Source organism: Brevibacterium otitidis (assembly GCF_042429315.1).
Taxonomy (GTDB): Bacteria; Actinomycetota; Actinomycetes; order Actinomycetales; family Brevibacteriaceae; genus Brevibacterium; species Brevibacterium otitidis.
This window is the reverse complement of record NZ_JBHMAU010000126.1, coordinates 1-17,787: the sequence shown is the minus strand read 5'-3', so window position 1 is coordinate 17,787 and position 17,787 is coordinate 1. Positions and strand designations below refer to the sequence as shown.

The 17,787-nt window shown below is 65.2% G+C and carries 18 protein-coding genes and 2 tRNA genes; 9 read left to right on the top strand and 11 right to left on the bottom strand.

Annotation, left to right across the window (positions count from 1 at the left end):
- Positions 1 to 27: 27 nt before the first annotated feature.
- From clpX to tig, 4 genes are all read right to left on the bottom strand, one after another.
- Complete coding sequence (clpX, locus tag ACFFN1_RS14745) at positions 28 to 1,296, bottom strand: ATP-dependent Clp protease ATP-binding subunit ClpX (RefSeq protein WP_376841610.1); 1,269 nt, start codon at positions 1,294 to 1,296, stop codon at positions 28 to 30.
- Between the two features lie 243 nt (positions 1,297 to 1,539).
- Positions 1,540 to 2,184, bottom strand: a complete 645-nt coding sequence (locus ACFFN1_RS14740; protein ID WP_376841609.1) for an ATP-dependent Clp protease proteolytic subunit — start codon at positions 2,182 to 2,184, stop codon at positions 1,540 to 1,542.
- Positions 2,185 to 2,194: 10 nt separating this feature from the next.
- Positions 2,195 to 2,824: an ATP-dependent Clp protease proteolytic subunit gene (locus ACFFN1_RS14735; protein WP_376841623.1), complete on the bottom strand. Its 630-nt coding sequence runs from the start codon at positions 2,822 to 2,824 to the stop codon at positions 2,195 to 2,197.
- 188 nt (positions 2,825 to 3,012) lie between these two features.
- Complete coding sequence (tig, locus tag ACFFN1_RS14730; protein WP_376841608.1) at positions 3,013 to 4,401, bottom strand: trigger factor; 1,389 nt, start codon at positions 4,399 to 4,401, stop codon at positions 3,013 to 3,015.
- A 311-nt stretch (positions 4,402 to 4,712) separates the two neighbouring features.
- Here tig and ACFFN1_RS14725 point away from each other — a divergent pair, with 311 nt between their 5' ends.
- Together ACFFN1_RS14725 and ACFFN1_RS14720 are read left to right on the top strand one after the other, a co-directional pair.
- Positions 4,713 to 6,050 (top strand): N-acetylmuramoyl-L-alanine amidase, encoded by a 1,338-nt coding sequence (locus ACFFN1_RS14725; RefSeq protein ID WP_376841607.1) that lies wholly within the window; start codon positions 4,713 to 4,715, stop codon positions 6,048 to 6,050.
- Entirely contained in the window at positions 6,043 to 6,480 is a 438-nt protein-coding gene (locus ACFFN1_RS14720) for an LGFP repeat-containing protein (RefSeq protein WP_376841606.1), read from the top strand. Before ACFFN1_RS14725 ends, ACFFN1_RS14720 begins: the two co-directional genes overlap by 8 nt.
- A gap of 62 nt (positions 6,481 to 6,542) precedes the next feature.
- On the opposite strand, the gene ACFFN1_RS14715 is transcribed toward ACFFN1_RS14720, so the two are convergent.
- Positions 6,543 to 6,616: transfer RNA gene (locus tag ACFFN1_RS14715), tRNA-Pro, on the bottom strand.
- Positions 6,617 to 6,795: 179 nt separating this feature from the next.
- On the opposite strand from ACFFN1_RS14715, the gene ACFFN1_RS14710 reads away from it, so the two are divergent.
- Positions 6,796 to 6,866, top strand: a tRNA-Gly gene (locus tag ACFFN1_RS14710).
- Between the two features lie 91 nt (positions 6,867 to 6,957).
- Positions 6,958 to 7,809 (top strand): CPBP family glutamic-type intramembrane protease, encoded by an 852-nt coding sequence (locus tag ACFFN1_RS14705; protein WP_376841605.1) that lies wholly within the window; start codon positions 6,958 to 6,960, stop codon positions 7,807 to 7,809.
- 58 nt (positions 7,810 to 7,867) lie between these two features.
- Here the strand turns inward: ACFFN1_RS14705 and ACFFN1_RS14700 are convergent, their stop codons facing one another.
- Together ACFFN1_RS14700 and ACFFN1_RS14695 are read right to left on the bottom strand one after the other, a co-directional pair.
- Entirely contained in the window at positions 7,868 to 8,335 is a 468-nt protein-coding gene (locus tag ACFFN1_RS14700) for a ribose-5-phosphate isomerase (protein ID WP_376841604.1), read from the bottom strand.
- Positions 8,336 to 8,360: 25 nt separating this feature from the next.
- A complete protein-coding gene (locus ACFFN1_RS14695) occupies positions 8,361 to 8,969 on the bottom strand; it encodes a mycothiol-dependent nitroreductase Rv2466c family protein (RefSeq protein WP_376841603.1) in 609 nt (202 codons plus the stop codon).
- Positions 8,970 to 9,112: 143 nt separating this feature from the next.
- On the opposite strand from ACFFN1_RS14695, the gene pepN reads away from it, so the two are divergent.
- The 3 genes from pepN (at position 9,113) to ACFFN1_RS14680 (ending at position 13,564) form a co-directional block, all read left to right on the top strand.
- Entirely contained in the window at positions 9,113 to 11,854 is a 2,742-nt protein-coding gene (pepN, locus tag ACFFN1_RS14690) for an aminopeptidase N (RefSeq protein ID WP_376841602.1), read from the top strand.
- Between the two features lie 141 nt (positions 11,855 to 11,995).
- Positions 11,996 to 13,111 (top strand): mechanosensitive ion channel family protein, encoded by a 1,116-nt coding sequence (locus ACFFN1_RS14685; RefSeq protein WP_376841601.1) that lies wholly within the window; start codon positions 11,996 to 11,998, stop codon positions 13,109 to 13,111.
- Positions 13,112 to 13,120: 9 nt separating this feature from the next.
- Positions 13,121 to 13,564 carry a globin gene (locus ACFFN1_RS14680; RefSeq protein WP_376841600.1) on the top strand — a complete coding sequence of 148 codons (444 nt, stop codon included), beginning with the start codon at positions 13,121 to 13,123 and terminating at the stop codon, positions 13,562 to 13,564.
- 18 nt (positions 13,565 to 13,582) lie between these two features.
- Here the strand turns inward: ACFFN1_RS14680 and ACFFN1_RS14675 are convergent, their stop codons facing one another.
- Together ACFFN1_RS14675 and ACFFN1_RS14670 are read right to left on the bottom strand one after the other, a co-directional pair.
- The gene (locus ACFFN1_RS14675; protein ID WP_376841599.1) at positions 13,583 to 14,263 is read right to left on the bottom strand and encodes a DUF8185 domain-containing protein; all 681 of its coding nucleotides are present in this window, start codon (positions 14,261 to 14,263) and stop codon (positions 13,583 to 13,585) included.
- Positions 14,264 to 14,277: 14 nt separating this feature from the next.
- Positions 14,278 to 14,829, bottom strand: coding sequence for an acyl-CoA thioesterase (locus ACFFN1_RS14670; protein ID WP_376841598.1), 552 nt, complete (start codon positions 14,827 to 14,829; stop codon positions 14,278 to 14,280).
- 92 nt (positions 14,830 to 14,921) lie between these two features.
- On the opposite strand from ACFFN1_RS14670, the gene ACFFN1_RS14665 reads away from it, so the two are divergent.
- Positions 14,922 to 15,863, top strand: a complete 942-nt coding sequence (locus tag ACFFN1_RS14665; protein ID WP_376841622.1) for an acyl-CoA thioesterase — start codon at positions 14,922 to 14,924, stop codon at positions 15,861 to 15,863.
- A gap of 37 nt (positions 15,864 to 15,900) precedes the next feature.
- On the opposite strand, the gene ACFFN1_RS14660 is transcribed toward ACFFN1_RS14665, so the two are convergent.
- Positions 15,901 to 16,299 carry a PKD domain-containing protein gene (locus tag ACFFN1_RS14660; protein WP_376841596.1) on the bottom strand — a complete coding sequence of 133 codons (399 nt, stop codon included), beginning with the start codon at positions 16,297 to 16,299 and terminating at the stop codon, positions 15,901 to 15,903.
- 466 nt (positions 16,300 to 16,765) lie between these two features.
- Positions 16,766 to 17,392 (bottom strand): hypothetical protein, encoded by a 627-nt coding sequence (locus ACFFN1_RS14655; protein WP_376841595.1) that lies wholly within the window; start codon positions 17,390 to 17,392, stop codon positions 16,766 to 16,768.
- Positions 17,393 to 17,570: 178 nt separating this feature from the next.
- Here ACFFN1_RS14655 and ACFFN1_RS14650 point away from each other — a divergent pair, with 178 nt between their 5' ends.
- Positions 17,571 to 17,741: a hypothetical protein gene (locus ACFFN1_RS14650; RefSeq protein ID WP_376841594.1), complete on the top strand. Its 171-nt coding sequence runs from the start codon at positions 17,571 to 17,573 to the stop codon at positions 17,739 to 17,741.
- The last annotated feature ends 46 nt before the right edge of the window (positions 17,742 to 17,787 follow it).

Here is a 17,787-nt window from a genome sequence, read left to right as displayed (position 1 = left end):
GAGCGCGTGGGGCCCTGAGCGCGTGGCTCAGGCCGATTTCTTGCGGCGGGTCGCCTGTGTCTGTTTGCGCGGCACGATGGTCGGGGCGACGTTGGAGTCGACAACGTCCTTGGTGATGACGACGCGTTCGACGTCATCGCGGCTGGGGACGTCGAACATGACCGGCTGCAGGACCTCTTCCATGATGGAGCGCAGTCCGCGTGCACCGGTGCCGCGCAGCAGCGCGAGGTCGGCGATCGCCTCGAGCGCCACCTGCTCGAACTCGAGCTCGACATTGTCGAACTCGAACATGCGCTGGTACTGCTTGACCAGGGCGTTGCGCGGCTCGGTCAGGATCGTCATGAGCGTGTCGCGGTCGAGGTTGGAGACGGTGGCGATGACCGGCAGACGGCCGATGAACTCCGGGATGAGCCCGAACTTCAGCAGATCCTCGGGCAGCATCTGGCTGTAGATGTCCTCATCGTCGTTCTTCGACTGCAGCATCGCACCGAATCCGATGCCGTGCTTGCCCTCGCGAGACGAAATGATCTCCTCCAGGCCGGCGAAGGCTCCGGCGACGATAAAGAGCACATTGGTCGTGTCGATCTGGATGAAGTCCTGGTGCGGGTGCTTGCGCCCACCCTGCGGCGGCACGGACGCCTGAGTGCCTTCGAGGATCTTCAGCAGAGCCTGCTGCACGCCCTCACCGGAAACGTCGCGGGTGATCGACGGGTTCTCAGCCTTGCGGGCGATCTTGTCGATCTCGTCGATGTAGATGATGCCGGTCTGAGCGCGCTCGACATCGAAGTCAGCGGCCTGGATGAGCTTGAGCAGGATGTTCTCGACATCCTCACCGACGTAGCCGGCTTCTGTCAGCGCCGTGGCATCGGCAACGGCGAAGGGCACGTTGAGCTTCTTCGCCAAGGTCTGTGCGAGATAGGTCTTGCCTGAGCCGGTCGGGCCCACGAGCAGGATATTGGACTTCGAGATCTCGATGTCGTCGTCATCGAGGCTGCGGGAGGCGCGGATGCGCTTGTAGTGGTTGTAGACGGCGACGGCTAGAGCCTTCTTGGCCGCTTCCTGACCGACGATGTACTCCTGCAGGAAGTCGAAGATCTCCTGCGGCTTGGGCAGCTCGGTCTCTTCGGTCTCCGCCAGCGGCTGGTTGAGCTCCTCTTCGATGATCTCATTGCACAGTCCGATGCACTCATCGCAGATGTAGACACCGCCACCGGCAATGAGCTTGCGTACCTGCTTCTGCGACTTGCCGCAGAAATTGCAGTTGAGGAGCTCTGCACTATCGCTCTTGCGCGCCACGGTCACAACCTTTCCAAGGGGCACACGGTCTCAGCGTAACCCGCTTCTGTTCAGTACCTCAACAGCATGTCACACGGCACGGACATCGCCTGCGACCACGCCCGGCGCGTGTCGGCACGAACCGCGCCGGCGCCTCGGGAGCGGGCGGGCGAGGCGGACCGGACCGCAGACGCTGCCGGCCCGCACCCCAAGGCGAGGGCGGGCCGGCAGTCATGGGCGCAGCGCGCGGTTGCGCTGAGCCTGTCAGGCGTTCTTGCGCGAGGACAGCACCTGGTCGACCAGTCCGTACTCCTTGGCCTGCTCGGCGGTGAGAAACAGATCGCGCTCGATGTCATTGGAGATCTGCTCGGCAGACTTGTTCGAGTGTTTGGCCAGCGTCTCCTCCAGCCAGGTGCGCATGCGCAGCACCTCGGCGGCCTGGATCTCGATGTCCGAAGCCTGGCCGTGGCCCTGCCCCTGCATAGCCGGCTGGTGGATGAGCACGCGGGCGTTCGGCAGCGCCAGGCGCTTGCCGGGAGTGCCGGCGGCCAGCAGCACAGCCGCAGCCGAGGCGGCCTGGCCGAGGCAGACTGTCTGGATCTCCGGCTTGATGTACTGCATCGTGTCGTAGATCGCGGTCAGCGCGGTGAACGAACCGCCCGGCGAGTTGATATAGAGGGTGATGTCGCGGTCAGGGTCCTGCGATTCGAGGACGAGCAGCTGCGCCATGACATCGTCGGCGGAGGTGTCGTCAACCTGCACGCCGAGGAAGATGACGCGGTCCTCGAACAGCTTGGTGTAGGGATCCTGCCGCTTGAAGCCGTAGGGAGTGCGCTCCTCGAACTGCGGCATGACATAGCGCGAGGTCGGCATTGCGCCGGCGGTGCTCCAGGGATCGATACGAGTCATCTCTGTCTCCTTAGGCTTCGTTGAGCGAGGTCTGGCCGTCGAGGTCATCGGACTTCGTGATGACCTTGTCGATGAAGCCATAGTCGAGCGCCTCATCGGCGGTGAACCAGTGGTCGCGGTCGTTGTCCTTGAGGATCTGCTCCAGCGACCTGCCGGTCTGCTGGGCGGTCAGCTCGGCCATCTGCTTCTTCATGTGCAGGATCAGCTCGGCCTGGATCTTGATGTCCGTGGCGGTGCCGCCGATGCCGCCGAGCGGCTGGTGCATGAGGATCCGGGCGTGCGGGGTGGCATAGCGCTTGCCCTTCGCACCCGAGGACAGCAGGAACTGGCCCATCGAAGCGGCCATGCCCATGGCGACGGTACCGACGTCCGGCTTGATGTACTGCATGGTGTCGTAGATCGCCATGCCTGCGGTGACCGAACCACCCGGCGAGTTGATGTAGAGCCAGATGTCGCGTTCGGGATCCTCAGCAGCCAGCAGCATCATCTGCGCGCAGATGGCGTTGGCATTGTCGTCACGCACCTCTGAACCCAACCAGATGATGCGCTCCTTGAGCAGCCGGTTGAAGATGTGATCGTCGAGTCCCAGTCCTGTCGGCTTCTCCTGCGCGACCGGCTGGGAGGCGTACTCGTGTGTCATCACGTGTCACTCCTGTGGTTCGGTTCCATGCCTTACTGGACTCTAACCCGCGGCATGCGGGATTTAGTCCCGGCTCGCGTCGTGTTCGCCCTCAGCATATGTGCGCCGCAGAGGCGCGCTCACCGGCAACGACACAGGGCGGACACGGTTTCCCGTGCCCGCCCTGTCTCGAGGGTGCTTCACGCAGGTCAGTCCTGCTTCTCGTCCTCAGCGTCGTCAGCCTCAGCCTCGGTCTCAGCGTCGTCAGCCACGTCGGCGTCGCTGTCATCAGCGTCGGCCTCCGCCTCGGCGTCTTCGCCTTCGGGGGTGACGAACTTCGTCATGTCGACGACATTGCCGTCGGTGTCGACGACCTTCGCCTCGGCGAGGACAGCAGCCAGGCCCTTGCGGCGGGCGACCTCTCCGCTGATGGCCGGCACCTGGCCGGAGGACTGCAGCATCTGGATGAACTCCTGGGGCTGCATGCCGTACTGCTGGGCCATCGCCATGATGTACTCGATGAGCTCGGCCTGGGAGACCTCGACCTCTTCCTTCTCAGCGATCGCGTCGAGCAGGAACTGGGTGCGCACAGCCTTGGCGGTCTCGTCCTGGACCTCCTGGTAGCGCTCATCGCCTTCCTCGACACCGGCGGCTTCGGCCTGGCGGGAGACCTCCTCGGCGAGGAACTTCTCCGGCAGCGGCAGCTCGACGGTCTCCAGGAGTGCGTCGAGCACCTTCTCGCGGGCGTCGACGCTCTGCTCGAGCTCCTTCTGCTTGGCGACGTTCTCGCGGGTCTCCTCACGCAGCTCGTCCATGGTGTCCGAACCGGAGGCCATCTGAGCGAAGTCGTCGTCGGCGTCTGCGAGCACGCGCTCCTTGACGGCGTTGAGCTTGACGGTGACGACACCCTCGGCGCCCTTGTGCTCGCCGCCGGCCAGCGTCGTGTTGAAGGTGGTCTCCTCGTCCTTGGACAGGTCGAGGAGCGCATCGTCGAGTCCGTCGATCATGGTGCCGGCGCCGACCTCATAGGAGATGTCGGTGGCTTCGTCGATGACCTCGCCGTCGACTTTGGCGGTCAGGTCGATGGTGACGAAATCGCCTCCAGCGGCCGGGCGGTCGACCTCGTTGAGCGTGCCGAAGCGGGCGCGCAGCGCGTCGATCTCCTTGTCGATGTCCTCATCGGTGATCTCGTAGGTGTCGACCTCGACCTCGATGGAGTCGTAGGCCGGCAGCTCGATGTTCGGCATGCAGTCGACCTCGACGGTGAAGACGAGGTTGCCCTCTTCGGTGCCGTCGAGTCCGGGGATCTCGGAGACCTCGACCTCAGGAGTGCCGAGCGGGCGCACGTCGTTCTCGCTCAGGGCCTGGCGGTAGAAGTCGTCCAAGCTGTTGTTGACGGCTTCCTGCAGGACCGCCGGGCGGCCGACGCGCTGGTCGATGATGCGGGCCGGAACTTTCCCGCGGCGGAAGCCGGGGACGGTGATCTGCTTGGAGATCTCCTTGTATGCCTCGTCGATGCTCGGCTTGAGTTCGGCATAAGGCGCTTCAACGCTGAGCTTGACCCGAGTCGGGTCGAGATTCGCGACGGAGCTCTTCACGATGTACCTCTCGTTCGGACGTATGGGGTCAGCGGATGCGATCCGCCGAAGTCAGTGGTCTCATCGCCGCGCAGTCAGCGGGGCAATGCACAGCTCTCCAGTTTAGTCATGGAGGCCGTCGTTTTGCACATTGGACGGGCGCGGCCGCCGATGCAAAGGTGCGAGGACCGGATTCGCGCGCTGTCCACAGGTTGGGAGCGATGAGGGGTATCGGCGTGCGCATGCGCGGCACTAGAACGAGGGCCAACGGCAATCGTTCCTGAGCCGGCCATTGGCGCGCAGCGTTGCGCGCCCTGATGAGAAGGTCAGTCATGCGCCAGCGGCTCGCAGCATCGTTCCTCGTCCTCGCTCTCACCACTACCGGAGCTACTGCCGCCGCAGCGCAGCCTGGCCCCGGCACCGATCCCGCAGCGCCGGCGCTCACCGGCGGTGAGGAGCCGTCACTGACCGGCGACGAGGCGGCTGATCCGCCAGCGGCGCCGTCCCCATCAGCGGATGCGAGCCCCGCAGCAGATGCGGGCGCTGCGCCGAGTGCTGCGCCGTCCCAGGCGCCGAGCCAGCAGCCGCAGGATGTCGAGACCACTGAGGTCACCTTCGATGACAGCGCGAAGGCCCTCGTCGACGTCGATCTCGACGATGCCGAGGTCGCGGTGCTCGGTGTCAGCTGGGATGCCGGTGTCGATCCGGGAACCGTCGAGTACCGCTCCCGTGCGGCCGGTTCCCCGGATTGGTCGGTCTGGCAGGAGCTCGACCCCGCCAGTGACGGCCCGGAGCCGGGCACCGGCGAGGCGGCCCAGGCGCAGGCCGGCACGGAGCCGGTCATCGTCGGTGACGACGCCGAGGTGGAGTTCCGCACCCAGCACAGCGCCGCCGATGCGCAGGTCGCCACCGCAACAACGAAGACGACCGCAGCCGATGCGAGCGTCGCGCGCACCGCCTCGGCTGCGGCAGCACCGGCAGCGGCCGCAGCGGGACCGACCCTGTCCTATGTCACCCGCAAGCAGTGGGGTGCTGATGAATCGCTGAGGAAGTGCAGCATCGACATCTCCCCCGGACGGGTGCAGGCGATGACCGTCCATCACACTGCCGGCGCCACCGACTATTCGAAGGCGCAGGTGCCCGGCATTCTGCGCGGCATCCTCAGGTACCACACGCAGACCCTGGGCTGGTGCGACATCGGCTACAACATGCTCATCGACAAGTTCGGCGGGGTCTATCAGGGCCGGACAGGCAGCCACAGTGAGTCGGTTATCGGCGCCCACGCCGCCGGATTCAACACTGACACCTTCGGGGTCTCGGTGATGGGGACGTACAGCTCGCCGGCTCCCAAGGCGGCCATCGACGCGCTCGGCCGGCTGGGTGCCTGGCAGGCCGCCACCTGGGGCTACGACCCCAAGAGCTCGGTGACGCTGACCTCGCAGGGCGGGGATGCGAAGTACAGGAAGGGGCAGAAGGTGACGCTGCCGCGGATCTTCGCACACCGCGACACCGGCTACACCGAGTGCCCCGGCAACGGGTTGTACGGGCAGATGGCTGCAATCCGCAGCAGCGCCGCCAAACAGCTGGAGTCGATCTACACGGTGAGCTGGGGCGATCGGCCACTACTATGCGAAGCACAGGTCGACGACCGGCGCGCCGGTGATGAATGAGCGGAAGCTCACCGCACCGGCCGGCGCCTATCAGCGCTTCGCCAACGGCTCGGTGCACTGGTCGCGGTCCTCCGGCGCGCACTTCACACGCCGCGACGGGCAGATCCAGCGCAAGTGGGCCAGCCAGAAGTACGAGCGCGGGCCGCTGGGCTACCCGACGAGCGATCAGGTGCGGATGCGCCACCGGGCGCAGGCGGACTACCAGAACTTCCAGGGCGGCACGATCGTCACCCATCCGGATACCGGCACGCACACAATGGGCGGGGCGATCCGCAACACGTGGAGGGGCCTCGGCTGGGAGCGCAGCGACCTCAGGCTGCCGACGACCGATGAACGGCCGCTCACCTCGCCGCGCGGGGCGTATCAGCACTTCCAAGGCGGCTACATCACGTGGACACGCAGCCAGGGTGCCCGCATCCACTACCGCTGAGGCCGGGGCTGGGAGCGCTGAATACACGAAGTGCCGCGAGAGTCCCGCGGCACTTCGTTCCGTCGGGGTGACAGGATTCGAACCTGCGACCCTCTGCTCCCAAAGCAGATGCGCTACCAAGCTGCGCCACACCCCGGCTCGACGAGACTCTACTGTAGCCGTCAGCGCGGTCTTTCTCCTAATCCGCAGCGCCGGTGCCGACGGTCTCAGATCCGCGCTTGTCACCGTGTCAGGACCGTCCGGCGAGCGCGCGTCTCGCTTTGCATTCGGAGCTGATCTGTTCTAACATTTCTAGAGCGCTCACACGGGCGCACTGGGGATGTAGCTCAATGGTAGAGCCTCAGTCTTCCAAACTGATAGTGCGGGTTCGATTCCCGTCATCCCCTCCGATTTCCGCCGGTCCACTCGTGGGCCGGCGGTTTCTCGTTCCCGCACCCGCCAGGCGCCAGGACCTGCGACTGCAGGGCCTTTGGCACAATGAGCTCTGTGAGCCAGCCAGCCTCCTTCCTGCCAGCGGTGTTCACCGCTGCTCCGCGCCATCATCGTGCGCTCAGTCCTGCCACTGCGTCGGTTGCCTGTGTCGCCGCGGCTGCGGTGCTGCTCTTCGGCTTCGAATCGGCATGGGGATATCTGCCGCTGGCGGCGGGACTGCTGGGTGCGTGGGCGGTCGACCGGGCACTCGGCCGCGATGTGCTGCTCATCTGCCTGGCGCTCGGCCTCATCTCGACGATCTCGCTCAAGGCCGACATCTCATGGGGCAACATCGCACTCATGGGTGCCGTGCTCTCCGGGGCGGTCCTCATCCCCTACGCCATCAGCCGGTGGGTCTACCGCGACCACAGTGTCCGGTTCCCGCGCCGGATCGGCCAGCCGTGGTCGAAGCTCGAATGGTCCTGGCTGTTCATCGTGCTCTTCCTGGGCTGGCTCATCCTGCCGCGCTACTTCATCAGCTCCGGCGTCTTCACCAACTGGCCGGCTGTGGCGACGCCCAGCGAGATCATCCGGCTGTTCCTCGGCGTCAATGCCGTGGGCATCTGGGATGAGCTGTTCTTCATCTGCACCGTCTTCACCCTGCTGTACCGGCACTTCTCGTTCTGGACGGCGAATGTGCTCACCTCGGTGATCTTCGTGTCCTTCCTGTGGGAGCTTGGCTACCAGGCCTGGGGGCCGGTGCTCACCATCCCCTTCGCGCTCGTCCAGGCGCTCATCTTCACGCGCACGAAGTCGCTGCCGTACACCATCTGCGTACACCTGCTCTTCGACTTCATCGTCTTCCTCACCATCGTCCACGCCCACCATCCCGGCGCGCTGCCGGTGTTCTGGTACTGAGCGCGCCGGACCAGGACGGTCAGACGGGCTCAGTGCGCAGTCTCAGCAGGCGTCAGCCTCAGATGGTCTCGCCGTTCTCATAGGCGGCCATGATGCCGATGCGGCGCTCATGGCGCTCATCACCGGAGAACGGCTCGGTGAGGAACGCATCGACGATCGCCAGCGCATCCGCCTCGGAGTGCTGGCGCGCGCCGATCGAGACGATCTGCGCGTTGTTGTGCTGGCGGGCCAGCCGGGCGATCTCCGGATTCCATGCCAGCGCAGCGCGGGCACCGGCGACCTTGTTGGCTGCCATCTGCTCGCCGTTGCCCGAGCCGCCGATGACGACACCCAGTGCGGGGGTGCCTCCGGCGTTGTCGGTGACCACCGCCTCGGCGGCGGCGATGCAGAAGGCCGGATAGTCATCGAGGGCGTCGTATTCGTGTGCGCCGTGGTCGACGACCTCATAGTCCTGCTCCCCCAGATGCTGTTTGAGCGCTTCCTTGAATTTGTATCCGGCGTGATCGGTGCCCAGGTGAACTCTCATTGCCTGCCCCTTCCCGAGGTGTCAGTCAGTCGAAGATCGGGCCGACCGTGCGGGTGCGCTTGAGCTCGAAGAACCCGTCGGTGCTCGCAACGGCCAGCACTCCATCGAACAGCTTACCGGCAGCCTCGCCCTTGGGAGCGGGACTGACGACCGGGCCGAAGAAGGCGACATCGCCCAGGGAGATGACCGGAGTGCCGACGTCCTCACCGACCTTGTCGATGCCCTCCTTGTGCGAGGCGCGCAGCTGAGCATCGTAGGCGTCGGTGTGCGCAGCGTGCGCGAGCTCAGCAGGCAGACCGGCTTCGGCGAGCGCGGCGGGGATCACCTCCTCGAAGTCGCGGCGGCCCTCGTTGTGGATCCGGGTGCCGAGGGCAGTGTAGAGGTCGGCGAGCACCTCGGGCCCGTGTTCGACCATCGCGGCAGTGACGACGCGAGCCGGGCCCCAAGCGAGCTTCATGTTCTCCTTGTAGTCCTCTGGCAGCTCCTCACGGCCTTCGTTGAGCACCGAGAGGCTCATCGGATGGAAAGCGACCCTGACGTCGCGGACTTTCTCCACCTCGAGCGCCCAGCGCGAGGTCATCCAGGCCCAGGGGCAGGTGGCGTCGAACCAGAAATCGAGTGTCTGCGTGCTCATCAGAGTCCTTCCGTCGGTGCGGGCCGCGCGGGGCGGCCGGATGTGCATGAGGCGGGCTGGGATCGCGCTCAGCGCGTCTGCCCCTCATGCAACAATGAACGTAGTCCGATCATTCCGTCTGTCGACATCCGGGAGGCCCTTTCGTGGCACAGCACAACCTGACCCGCGCCGAAGCCGCCGAGCGGGCCGCTCAGCTGCAGGTGACCTCGTATGAGATCACCCTTGTCCTCGACGGGCAGGGCGAGACCTTCCGGTCGGTGACAACGGTGCGCTTCACCGCCGACAGCGCCGATTCGACATTCATCGATGCGATCACCGCGCGCGTGCATCGCATCGAGCTCAACGGCGAGGAGCTGCCGGTCGACGAGCACGTCGACACCGCCCGGATCCAGCTGCCGGGCCTGGCGCCGGAGAACGAGCTGACGATCGACGCCGACTTCTTCTACATGAACACCGGTGAGGGCCTGCACCGCTTCGTCGACCCGGTCGATGACGAGACCTACCTCTACACCCAGTTCGAGGTCCCCGACGCCCGGCGCGTCTTCGCCGTCTTCGAACAGCCCGATCTCAAGGCCTCCTTCTCCTTCACCGTCGTCGCTCCCGAGGCGTGGACCGTGGTGTCGAACTCCCCCACCCCTGTCGCTGGGGACCCCGCCGAGGTGCTCGCCCGGCTGGGCATCGACGCCCCGGCGATGGCCCTGTGGCAGTTCGCTCCCACTCCCCCGATCTCTTCGTACATCACCGCTCTCATCGCCGGGCCGTACAAGTCGGCCCATTCCTCGCTGCGCAGCTCCGACGGCGAGGAGGTGCCGCTGGGCGTCTACGCCCGTGCCTCGCTGTTCGAGCATGTCGACGCCGAGGAGATCTTCGCACTCACCCGGTCCGGCTTCGCCTTCTTCGAGGAGCTCTTCGACACGCCGTACCCGTTCGAGAAGTTCGATCAGCTCTTCGTCCCGGAGTTCAATGCCGGCGCCATGGAGAACGCCGGCGCGGTGACGATCGTCGAGGACTATGTCTTCCGCTCCCGTCCCAAGCGCAGCACCGTCGAGTCGCGCGCCGTGACGATCCTGCACGAGCTGGCGCACATGTGGTTCGGGGACCTCGTGACGATGCGCTGGTGGAACGATCTGTGGCTCAATGAGTCCTTCGCCGAGTTCACCTCGACGCTGGCCACCGCTGAGGCCAGCGAGTTCGCCGATGTGTGGACGAGCTTCGCCACAGTGGAGAAGGCCTGGGCCTATCAGCAGGATCAGCTGCCGAGCACCCACCCGATCGTCGCGCCGATCGAGGACCTCTTCGACGTCGAGGTGAACTTCGACGGCATCACCTACGCCAAGGGCGCTGCGGTGCTCAAGCAGCTGGTCGCCTGGGTGGGCCGCGAGGAGTTCTTCGCCGGCGTCAAGCAGTACTTCGGCGCCCACGCCTGGGCCAACACGGAACTCGGCGATCTGCTCACCGAGCTGGAGGCCACCTCGGGCCGGGATCTGCGCACCTGGTCGCAGCTGTGGCTGGAGGAATCCGGCATGAACCTGCTGCGTCCGCTCGTCGAGACCGACGTAGACGGGACGCTCACCCGCCTGGCGATCACTCAGGAGGCCGTCGAGCTGCCGGGCCGGCCGGTGCCCTCGCTGCGCCCGCACCGCCTGGCGGTCGGCAGCTATGACATCACCGCCGACGGTCGGGTGGTGCGCACTGATCTGCAGACGATCGACCTCGACGGTCCCGTCGCCGAGGTGCCGGTCGCCGCTGATGCGGCGTCGCGCCCGGACATCATTGTCGTCAACGACGGCGACCTCACCTATGCCAAGACCCGCCTTGATGAGCTGAGCCTGCGCAATGCGATCGCCCATGCCTCCGGCTTCGAGGACTCCCTCACCCAGCTGCTCGTCTTCTCGACTGTGTGGGACATGGTCCGCGACGGTGAGCTGCCGGCCCAGGAGTATCTGCGGCTCGTCGGTGAGCGCGCCGGGTCGATCACCCATTCGGCAGGTCTGCACGCGCAGCTGCGTCAGGCCAAGGCCGCGATCACCCGGTTCCTGCCTCCGGCGCTGCGCTCGGATGCCCGCACCCGGTTCGCCGCTGATCTGTGGGAGCTGCTGCATGCCGCGCCGGCCGGTTCGGACAGCCAGCTGCAGTTCCTCATCGCCTTCGCTGAAATGGCCGAATCGAGTGATCAGCTCGACCGGGTCGCCCAGATGCTCAGCTCGCAGAGCGTACCGGTCGAGGGAGTCACCATCGACACGGATCTGCGCTGGATGCTGGTGGTCGCGCTGGCAGCTGCCGGCCGGCTCGACACGGCAGAGATCGACCGGGAGCAGGCGGCCGGCTCGACACGGCAGAGATCGACCGGGAGCAGGCGGCCGACAACACGGCGATGGGACGCAACAAGGCCTGCACCGCGCGCGCGGCGATGCCGAGGGCAGCGGCGAAGTCCCAGGCGTTCCGCGCGCTTGTCGACGACCGCAGTCTGCCCAACGCGGTCGTCGCGGCCATGGCGCTCGGGTTCCCCATCGGTCTGCAGCAGGCTGACGGCACGCTGCTGCCGGCCGAGGCGCCGATCGGCAGCTTCGCCGGCGAGTACTTCGAGCTCGTCACCGGCTGGTGGGAGTCCCGCACCCTGGAGATCGCGCAGACGCTCACCCTGCGTCTGTACCCGCCGGCCGCGCCCGAGGCGGTCGAGCAGACCCGGCAGTGGCTGGCCGAGCATCCGGCCGCCCCGAAGGGTCTGCTGCGGCTCATGGGCGAGAACCTCGACAACGCCGAACGCGATCTGCGCGCCCAGCAGACAGCCGCGCAGCATGCTGAGGCACAGGACTCTGAGACGCAGGGGGCTGAGACGCAGCGTTCTGAGTCTCCGGACTCTGAGGCCTGAGGCAGACCGTTGAGGCAACAGGCTGCAGCGCCGTGCAGAACGCTGAACACGGTGCGGTGTGGTGAGCGCCACGCCGAGTCCTCAGTCAGTGCCCAGCAGAACCGGGTCGGTTCTGACTGGCCGTTCAGGTCCGGCGTCTAAGGTTGCTGCCGGTATGACCACTTCAACGACGCCACCAGCAGATCAGATCAAGGACGCCGTCAACGACACCGTTGAGAAGACGACGAGCTTCGACTGGATGTGGCTGCTCGGCACTCCGCTGCGCATCGCCATCATCATCGTCGCCGCGATCATCCTCAACCTCATCGCGCGCAAGATCATCCGGAAGTTCTCCGCGAAGATCGCCGACGGCACCACGGCTGCGCAGAACCGCCGCCAGCAGAAGGGCGAGGAGATCCCGCGCCTCAACGGCAATGACGCGATCGCCAAGGCCCGCCGGGCGCAGCGCGCGCAGACCGTCGGCTCGATGCTGTCATCGATCGCGACGATCGTCATCGCCACGCTCACGGTGATGATGGTGCTCACGGAGCTCAACTTCAATCTCGGCCCGCTGCTGGCTTCGGCCGGCATCGCCGGTGTGGCGATCGGCTTCGGCGCCCAGGAGCTCGTCAAGGACTACCTGTCCGGATTCTTCATCGTCGTCGAGGACCAGTACGGCATCGGCGACACCGTCGACCTCGGCGAGGCGATCGGCACCGTTGAGGAGGTCGGTCTGCGCACGACCAAGGTGCGCGGCATCGACGGCACCCTGTGGCACATGCGCAATGGTGAGATCCTGCGCGTGGGCAACCAGTCGCAGGGCTGGGCGCGCGCAGTCATGGACATCGCCGTGCCCTACGATTCGGATCCCGATGTGCTCAACGGCATCATCGAAGACGCCGTCGCCGAACTGCGGCAGAACCCGAACTACGCGCTGTCGATCCTGGAAGATCCGGAGATCCTCGGAGTGCAGGATCTCACCGGCGAGGCGATGACGATCCGCACCTTCATCAAGACCAAACCCAATGAGCAGTGGGCGATCGCCCGTGCCTTCCGCGGCACCGTCAAGCGCATGATGGATGAGAAGGGCATCCGGATCCCGCTCGCCCAGCAGACCGTGGTGCGCACCCAGACGAACGGTTCGACCGCCTCGGCGACGGTGAGCCTCAGCGATGAGGAGGACGACGAGCAGCCGCTGCCGGCCAGCACGGTGCCGGATGAGACGAGCGGGCAGCGCGGTGAGCTCGGCATCACTCAGCAGAGTTCGCGGCCTGAGCGCGATGACTCATAGGATCGATGCGTGACTACTGAACGCCCGGATACTCTGTTCACGATCATCGGCGGTCATGAGGCCTTCGGCCGCCTCGTCGATGCCTTCTACCGCGAGGTTGCTGCCGATGAGTACCTCATCGCGATGTACCCGGAGGGCCAGGAGCTCGACGGTGCCAAGCACCGGCTGCAGACGTTCCTGGAGCAGTACTTCGGGGGTCCGACGACGTATTCGCAGGAGCGTGGGCATCCTCGGCTGCGGATGCGGCACAGCCCGTATCCGGTGACGCCGAAGGCGCGGGAACACTGGCTGCGGCATATGCGCACTGCGCTGGATGAGCTGGCGCTGCCGCCGCTGCACGACACGATGATCTGGGACTACTTCGAACGCGCCGCAACAGCGATGGTCAACCGCTTCGATGAGCCCGGTGAACCGCCGCGCACCAGCCTGGGGCCGCTGACTCCCACGGACTGAGGCACCGGCGGCCGAGTCCTAGGCGGTCCGATCCCCGCGCCCGCGTGTGAGCACATGACCGCGCGGAGAGCTCAGGCGCAGCCAGCCGGGTGCTTCGAAGACGCTCGTCATCCCGGCTGGGTGGGCGAAGCCCAGTCCGTACATCGCGAACGCCACTGCTGCCGGCAGCCGATCTTCGAAGGCACCCGGCAGCGGCCGACCCCAGACGCGCCGGCGCAGCCCGGTCACCGCATGGATGCCAGCCATCTGGGGAGTTCCGGCGGCCACCTCGGCGATCCCCGCCTCGGCGGCGGTGATGAGCTCAGCATCAGCCAGCTCGCCGACCGGCATCCAGGGTCCGCGCGGAGGGGCGATGCCGGCCCAGGCGACCTGGATCTCCTGCGGTGGGATCGGCATGGATTCTTCTCCGGTGCTGCGCAGCCGGGCGAAGCGGTCGCAGATCGCGACCGTGGGCACGACGACGTCGAGGCCGTCGAGACCGGTGTCGGACAGGCGGAACATGCGCGTGCCCACGGTCAGCGGGGTCGCATCGCCCAGGCCGTGCGGGTAGAGCGGCGCGACGGAGACGACGAGGACATCGCCGGTGGCGCTCAGGCGCATGGCGCCGCTTTCGTCGATGCGGTGTGCGCGGGAGGCGAAGGTCTCCCAGTCCGTCAGCGCCTGGGTTTCTGCCAGGCGGATACTTGTGGTGGTCTGCATGGTGGTCGGAGGTGTCAGCGCCGGTTGCGCACTGGGCGCAGCGGCACCGGATCGGTGACGAAGGGTTCGATCGCTGCCGCCTCGGCGTCGGTGAGGCGGCGGGCGCGTCCGGTGGCGCTGTCGACGAAGGCGATCGTCGTTTCGGCCAGCGTGTAGATCTCGCTGCCGTCAGGTTCGCCGATCGTGTAGCCGACTTCCATCGTCGCTGGCGTCAGCCCGGAGATGACGGTGTCGACGGCGACGGGGCCGGTGCGGAAACTGATGGGCCGCCGGTACTCGATGCGGTGGGAGAACACGAGCAGATCGGTGGTGCCGGCGGCCTCTCCGAGGACGGCGGGGAAGGCCGTTCCCTGCACGGGCTCGCCTGCTCCGGGAATGCCGGCGGGTGCGGAAGCGTCCCGGTCGGCTGTCGGTGAGCCGAAGGCACGCACGCGGGCCTCTTCGAGCAGGCGCAGCTGGGTGACATTGTTGACGTGGCCGTAGGCGTCCATATCGCCCCAGCGCAGTTCGATGAGCACGCGGGCGAAGGGGCCGGACAGCAGCGGGTTGGACAGGGTTTCGGGCATGTCCCCATTCTGCCACCGGTGCACGAACCCGAGCACGCCGGCTGGCGGTCTGCGGCATGGCGGCGGATGTGCAGGTGAGCGACCCGCGTAGAATGCTGGCTGTGGCCGGTGACGACATCCGGTTGGAGCCGAGCAAGGAGGACGTCGTGGATGTCGAACAGAATGTAGCGCAGCTCGTCGATCTGCTGCAGCTGACCCCGGCTGACCCTATTCCCGGCACCCGGGAGACGGAGTTCTACTGCGGGCGCAGCCAGTACAAGCCCGACGGCCGGGTGTTCGGCGGGCAGGTCCTTGCACAGTGCGTTATGGCCGCCGGGCAGACTGTCGATGCCACGCGCCCGATCCATTCGCTGCACGGCTACTTTCTGCGTCCCGGTGATGTCAGCGAGCCGATCACCTTCGGTGTCGAGGTGCTGCGGGACGGCGGTTCGTTCTCGGCACGGCGTGTGCATGCCTATCAGCGCGATGAGCCGATCATGTCCGTGATGGCCTCCTTCCAGCAGGAGCAGGACGGGCTGGAGCACGGTGATGAGCTCCCCGCCGATGTTCCGCCGCCGGAGGACTGCCCGCAGATCGCCGAGCTGCTCGCCGATGTCGACATTCCGTTCATGCGCGACTGGCTGCGCAAGCGGCCCTTTGATGTCAGGCCGGTGGAGCCGCCCATCTACTTCGAACCGGACCCGGCCGCCAGCGCGCAGGAGCGGATGTGGATCCGCACCTTGGCGCCGTTCCCCGAGGACCCGCTGCTCAACGCTGCGGCACTCGCCTATGCCAGCGACTTCAATCTGCTCGAACCGGTGCTGCGCCGCCAGGGACTGACGTGGACGACTCCTGGTCTGCGGATGGCCAGCCTCGATCATGCGATGTGGTGGCACCGGCCGGTGCGGGTTGATGAGTGGATGCTCTACTCGGAGACCTCACCGTCGGCCCGAGGTGGGCGCGGCCTGGGGCTCGGCCGCATCTTCTCCCGTTCAGGTCAGCTGCTCGCCACTGTGGCCCAGGAGGGCATGGTTCGCATCAAGCCGCGGAAGTGACCGGGCACTCCCCTGCTGTTCAGCCTTCTCCACGGGTTCAGGGACAATCCGGACCATCTGGATTGGCCTCGCACTCCTCATCGACGAGGTAGCGGACATAGCGGTAGATATCGATGGGAACTGGAGTCGATGGAACATCGGCAGTGCCCGGTATGTCCTCCCACGGACCGCCATCGACGCGGAACTGACCGATGTAGCTCGTCGTCAGATTGATCGTATACTTCCCGCTTTCGCCGTAGGAATGGGAGATGTCTGCGTCGTGGGCGTAACGCGGCTCGCGGCCAGCAGACGTCGTCGTCTTCTTGTTCCCGTCGCCGAAGTCCCACCGATACTCGTTGGGCGTCACTCGGATCTCCACGAGATAGCCGGCCAGTTCCATCGTGACAGTGCGTGAAGAGCTGTTACCGGCCCACACGGCGACCGGCTTGTTCGTCACTCCCCACCCCTCAGGCATCACGAGTATCTCCGATGGAGGAATCGAAGCTTCCCCGACTTCTTCCCACGTAATGTCAGGAGGAGGCGGAACCTCAAACTCAGTGCCGCCGCCACCGTCGTCGGAATCGCGCGGAGGAGTCGGTGGCCGCGGACACTCCCATGCCTTACTTCGTGGAACACCTTCAATCGGAATACAGAACCTCGGTGGCGACGGAGGACCGGCGTTGTTGTCACGGTCGCGGTTGTCACGACCACCGTTGTCGTTGCGGCCGGATCCGTCTTTATCCCGGTTAGGCGGGGGCTTGGGTTTGGGCTTGGGTGGATCCCCACGGTCTTTGTTTCCACACCGCGTTATGAAATCGCTTCGGCCACTTTCGGAGCTACACGGATTCGCGAAAGCAACAAACACCTGATCCGAAACAAAGCCCAGAGACAGCAAGACAATTGTTATAAGAGGAACCACACTCTTAGTCCAGGCGCTCATCCAGGCCTTCACATTCATTTCCAGTGTAGTCGATCTTGTTAATCACCCAGTCCCCAGCCTTACCTTCAAGCTGATGGACCACAATAACTGGACTTGTATCCTCTCCAGCTAACGACTCACCATCGCGATCAACGATATCAAAGTACCTATAGTCAACACAGGAGCTAAAGGCAACCGTTATTTCACCCTCCTCATGAACCAAAACTTCATCGATTCTATGATAAGAATGTGTTATTCCGCCAACTCCGACCTCTTGCTCAGCGCGCATGCTTTCATAGTCTTTGACGTGCGCCTCCCTTGGGCTCCCATCTAGGAACACAAGCGCTCTGTCGGGATTGTTCCCAGAGTCTGCCATGACTTGATTATTTGCCGTGATGAAGCTCACGAGCACGTCGTAAGCGGCCTCGGCAGCATCTGTCTCCGCACCCGTAAGGTTTAGATCCGTCTCATACGGCGGCTCAGACGGCACAACTATGGGAGACTCCTCGTTAGATGAAGATCCAAAAGAGGGCGTTGGCTCCAGCTCCACAGATCCGTCACATCCGGTCAAAAGCAGCGACATAGCCACAGCTACAAACGCAAGCGTAGGCCCCGACATCCTCACATTCATCAGTTACTCCACCCCTTAATACGACCTTCACGCATGTAGATCAGCTCACTCATGAAGCAACTCAAAGACACTCATCTCCCGAGAAGTCCATATTTACGACCTTCCACACTTCGTCACGCTGCCGAAGCACCACTTCTCCCAGCGATGACGTAACGCTCTTGTCGAATAGGGATTCACCATGGCGGTCAAGAAGGTCAGCGTGACGGAAGTCGACACAGGATTCAAAGATGACAGATGCATCGCCATCCTGGCGGTAATCGACCTTCTCAACTCTATGAAAAGTATGGGTATAACCGGCTCTTCAGAGTTGAGTGTGGGCACGCCGATCGGGCAAGGGTGCTGGGGATAAGCATCGAGGTCCCTGATGATGAGCGGACATCTACCCGCGCTGATCT

Excerpts from the sequence above, each read along its gene's own strand:
- ACFFN1_RS14650 (WP_376841594.1), top strand. The coding sequence starts at position 17,571 with ATGGCGGTCAAGAAGGTCAGCGTGACGGAAGTCGACACAGGATTCAAA.
- ACFFN1_RS14705 (WP_376841605.1), top strand. The coding sequence starts at position 6,958 with ATGAGCTCTGTGAGCCAGCCAGCCTCCTTCCTGCCAGCGGTGTTCACC.
- ACFFN1_RS14665 (WP_376841622.1), top strand. The coding sequence starts at position 14,922 with ATGCTGGCTGTGGCCGGTGACGACATCCGGTTGGAGCCGAGCAAGGAG.
- ACFFN1_RS14740 (WP_376841609.1), bottom strand. The coding sequence starts at position 2,184 with ATGACTCGTATCGATCCCTGGAGCACCGCCGGCGCAATGCCGACCTCG.
- ACFFN1_RS14685 (WP_376841601.1), top strand. The coding sequence starts at position 11,996 with ATGACCACTTCAACGACGCCACCAGCAGATCAGATCAAGGACGCCGTC.
- ACFFN1_RS14655 (WP_376841595.1), bottom strand. The coding sequence starts at position 17,392 with ATGAATGTGAGGATGTCGGGGCCTACGCTTGCGTTTGTAGCTGTGGCT.
- ACFFN1_RS14670 (WP_376841598.1), bottom strand. The coding sequence starts at position 14,829 with ATGCCCGAAACCCTGTCCAACCCGCTGCTGTCCGGCCCCTTCGCCCGC.
- ACFFN1_RS14735 (WP_376841623.1), bottom strand. The coding sequence starts at position 2,824 with ATGACACACGAGTACGCCTCCCAGCCGGTCGCGCAGGAGAAGCCGACA.
- ACFFN1_RS14695 (WP_376841603.1), bottom strand. The coding sequence starts at position 8,969 with ATGAGCACGCAGACACTCGATTTCTGGTTCGACGCCACCTGCCCCTGG.
- ACFFN1_RS14725 (WP_376841607.1), top strand. The coding sequence starts at position 4,713 with ATGCGCCAGCGGCTCGCAGCATCGTTCCTCGTCCTCGCTCTCACCACT.
- ACFFN1_RS14720 (WP_376841606.1), top strand. The coding sequence starts at position 6,043 with ATGAATGAGCGGAAGCTCACCGCACCGGCCGGCGCCTATCAGCGCTTC.
- ACFFN1_RS14675 (WP_376841599.1), bottom strand. The coding sequence starts at position 14,263 with ATGCAGACCACCACAAGTATCCGCCTGGCAGAAACCCAGGCGCTGACG.
- ACFFN1_RS14700 (WP_376841604.1), bottom strand. The coding sequence starts at position 8,335 with ATGAGAGTTCACCTGGGCACCGATCACGCCGGATACAAATTCAAGGAA.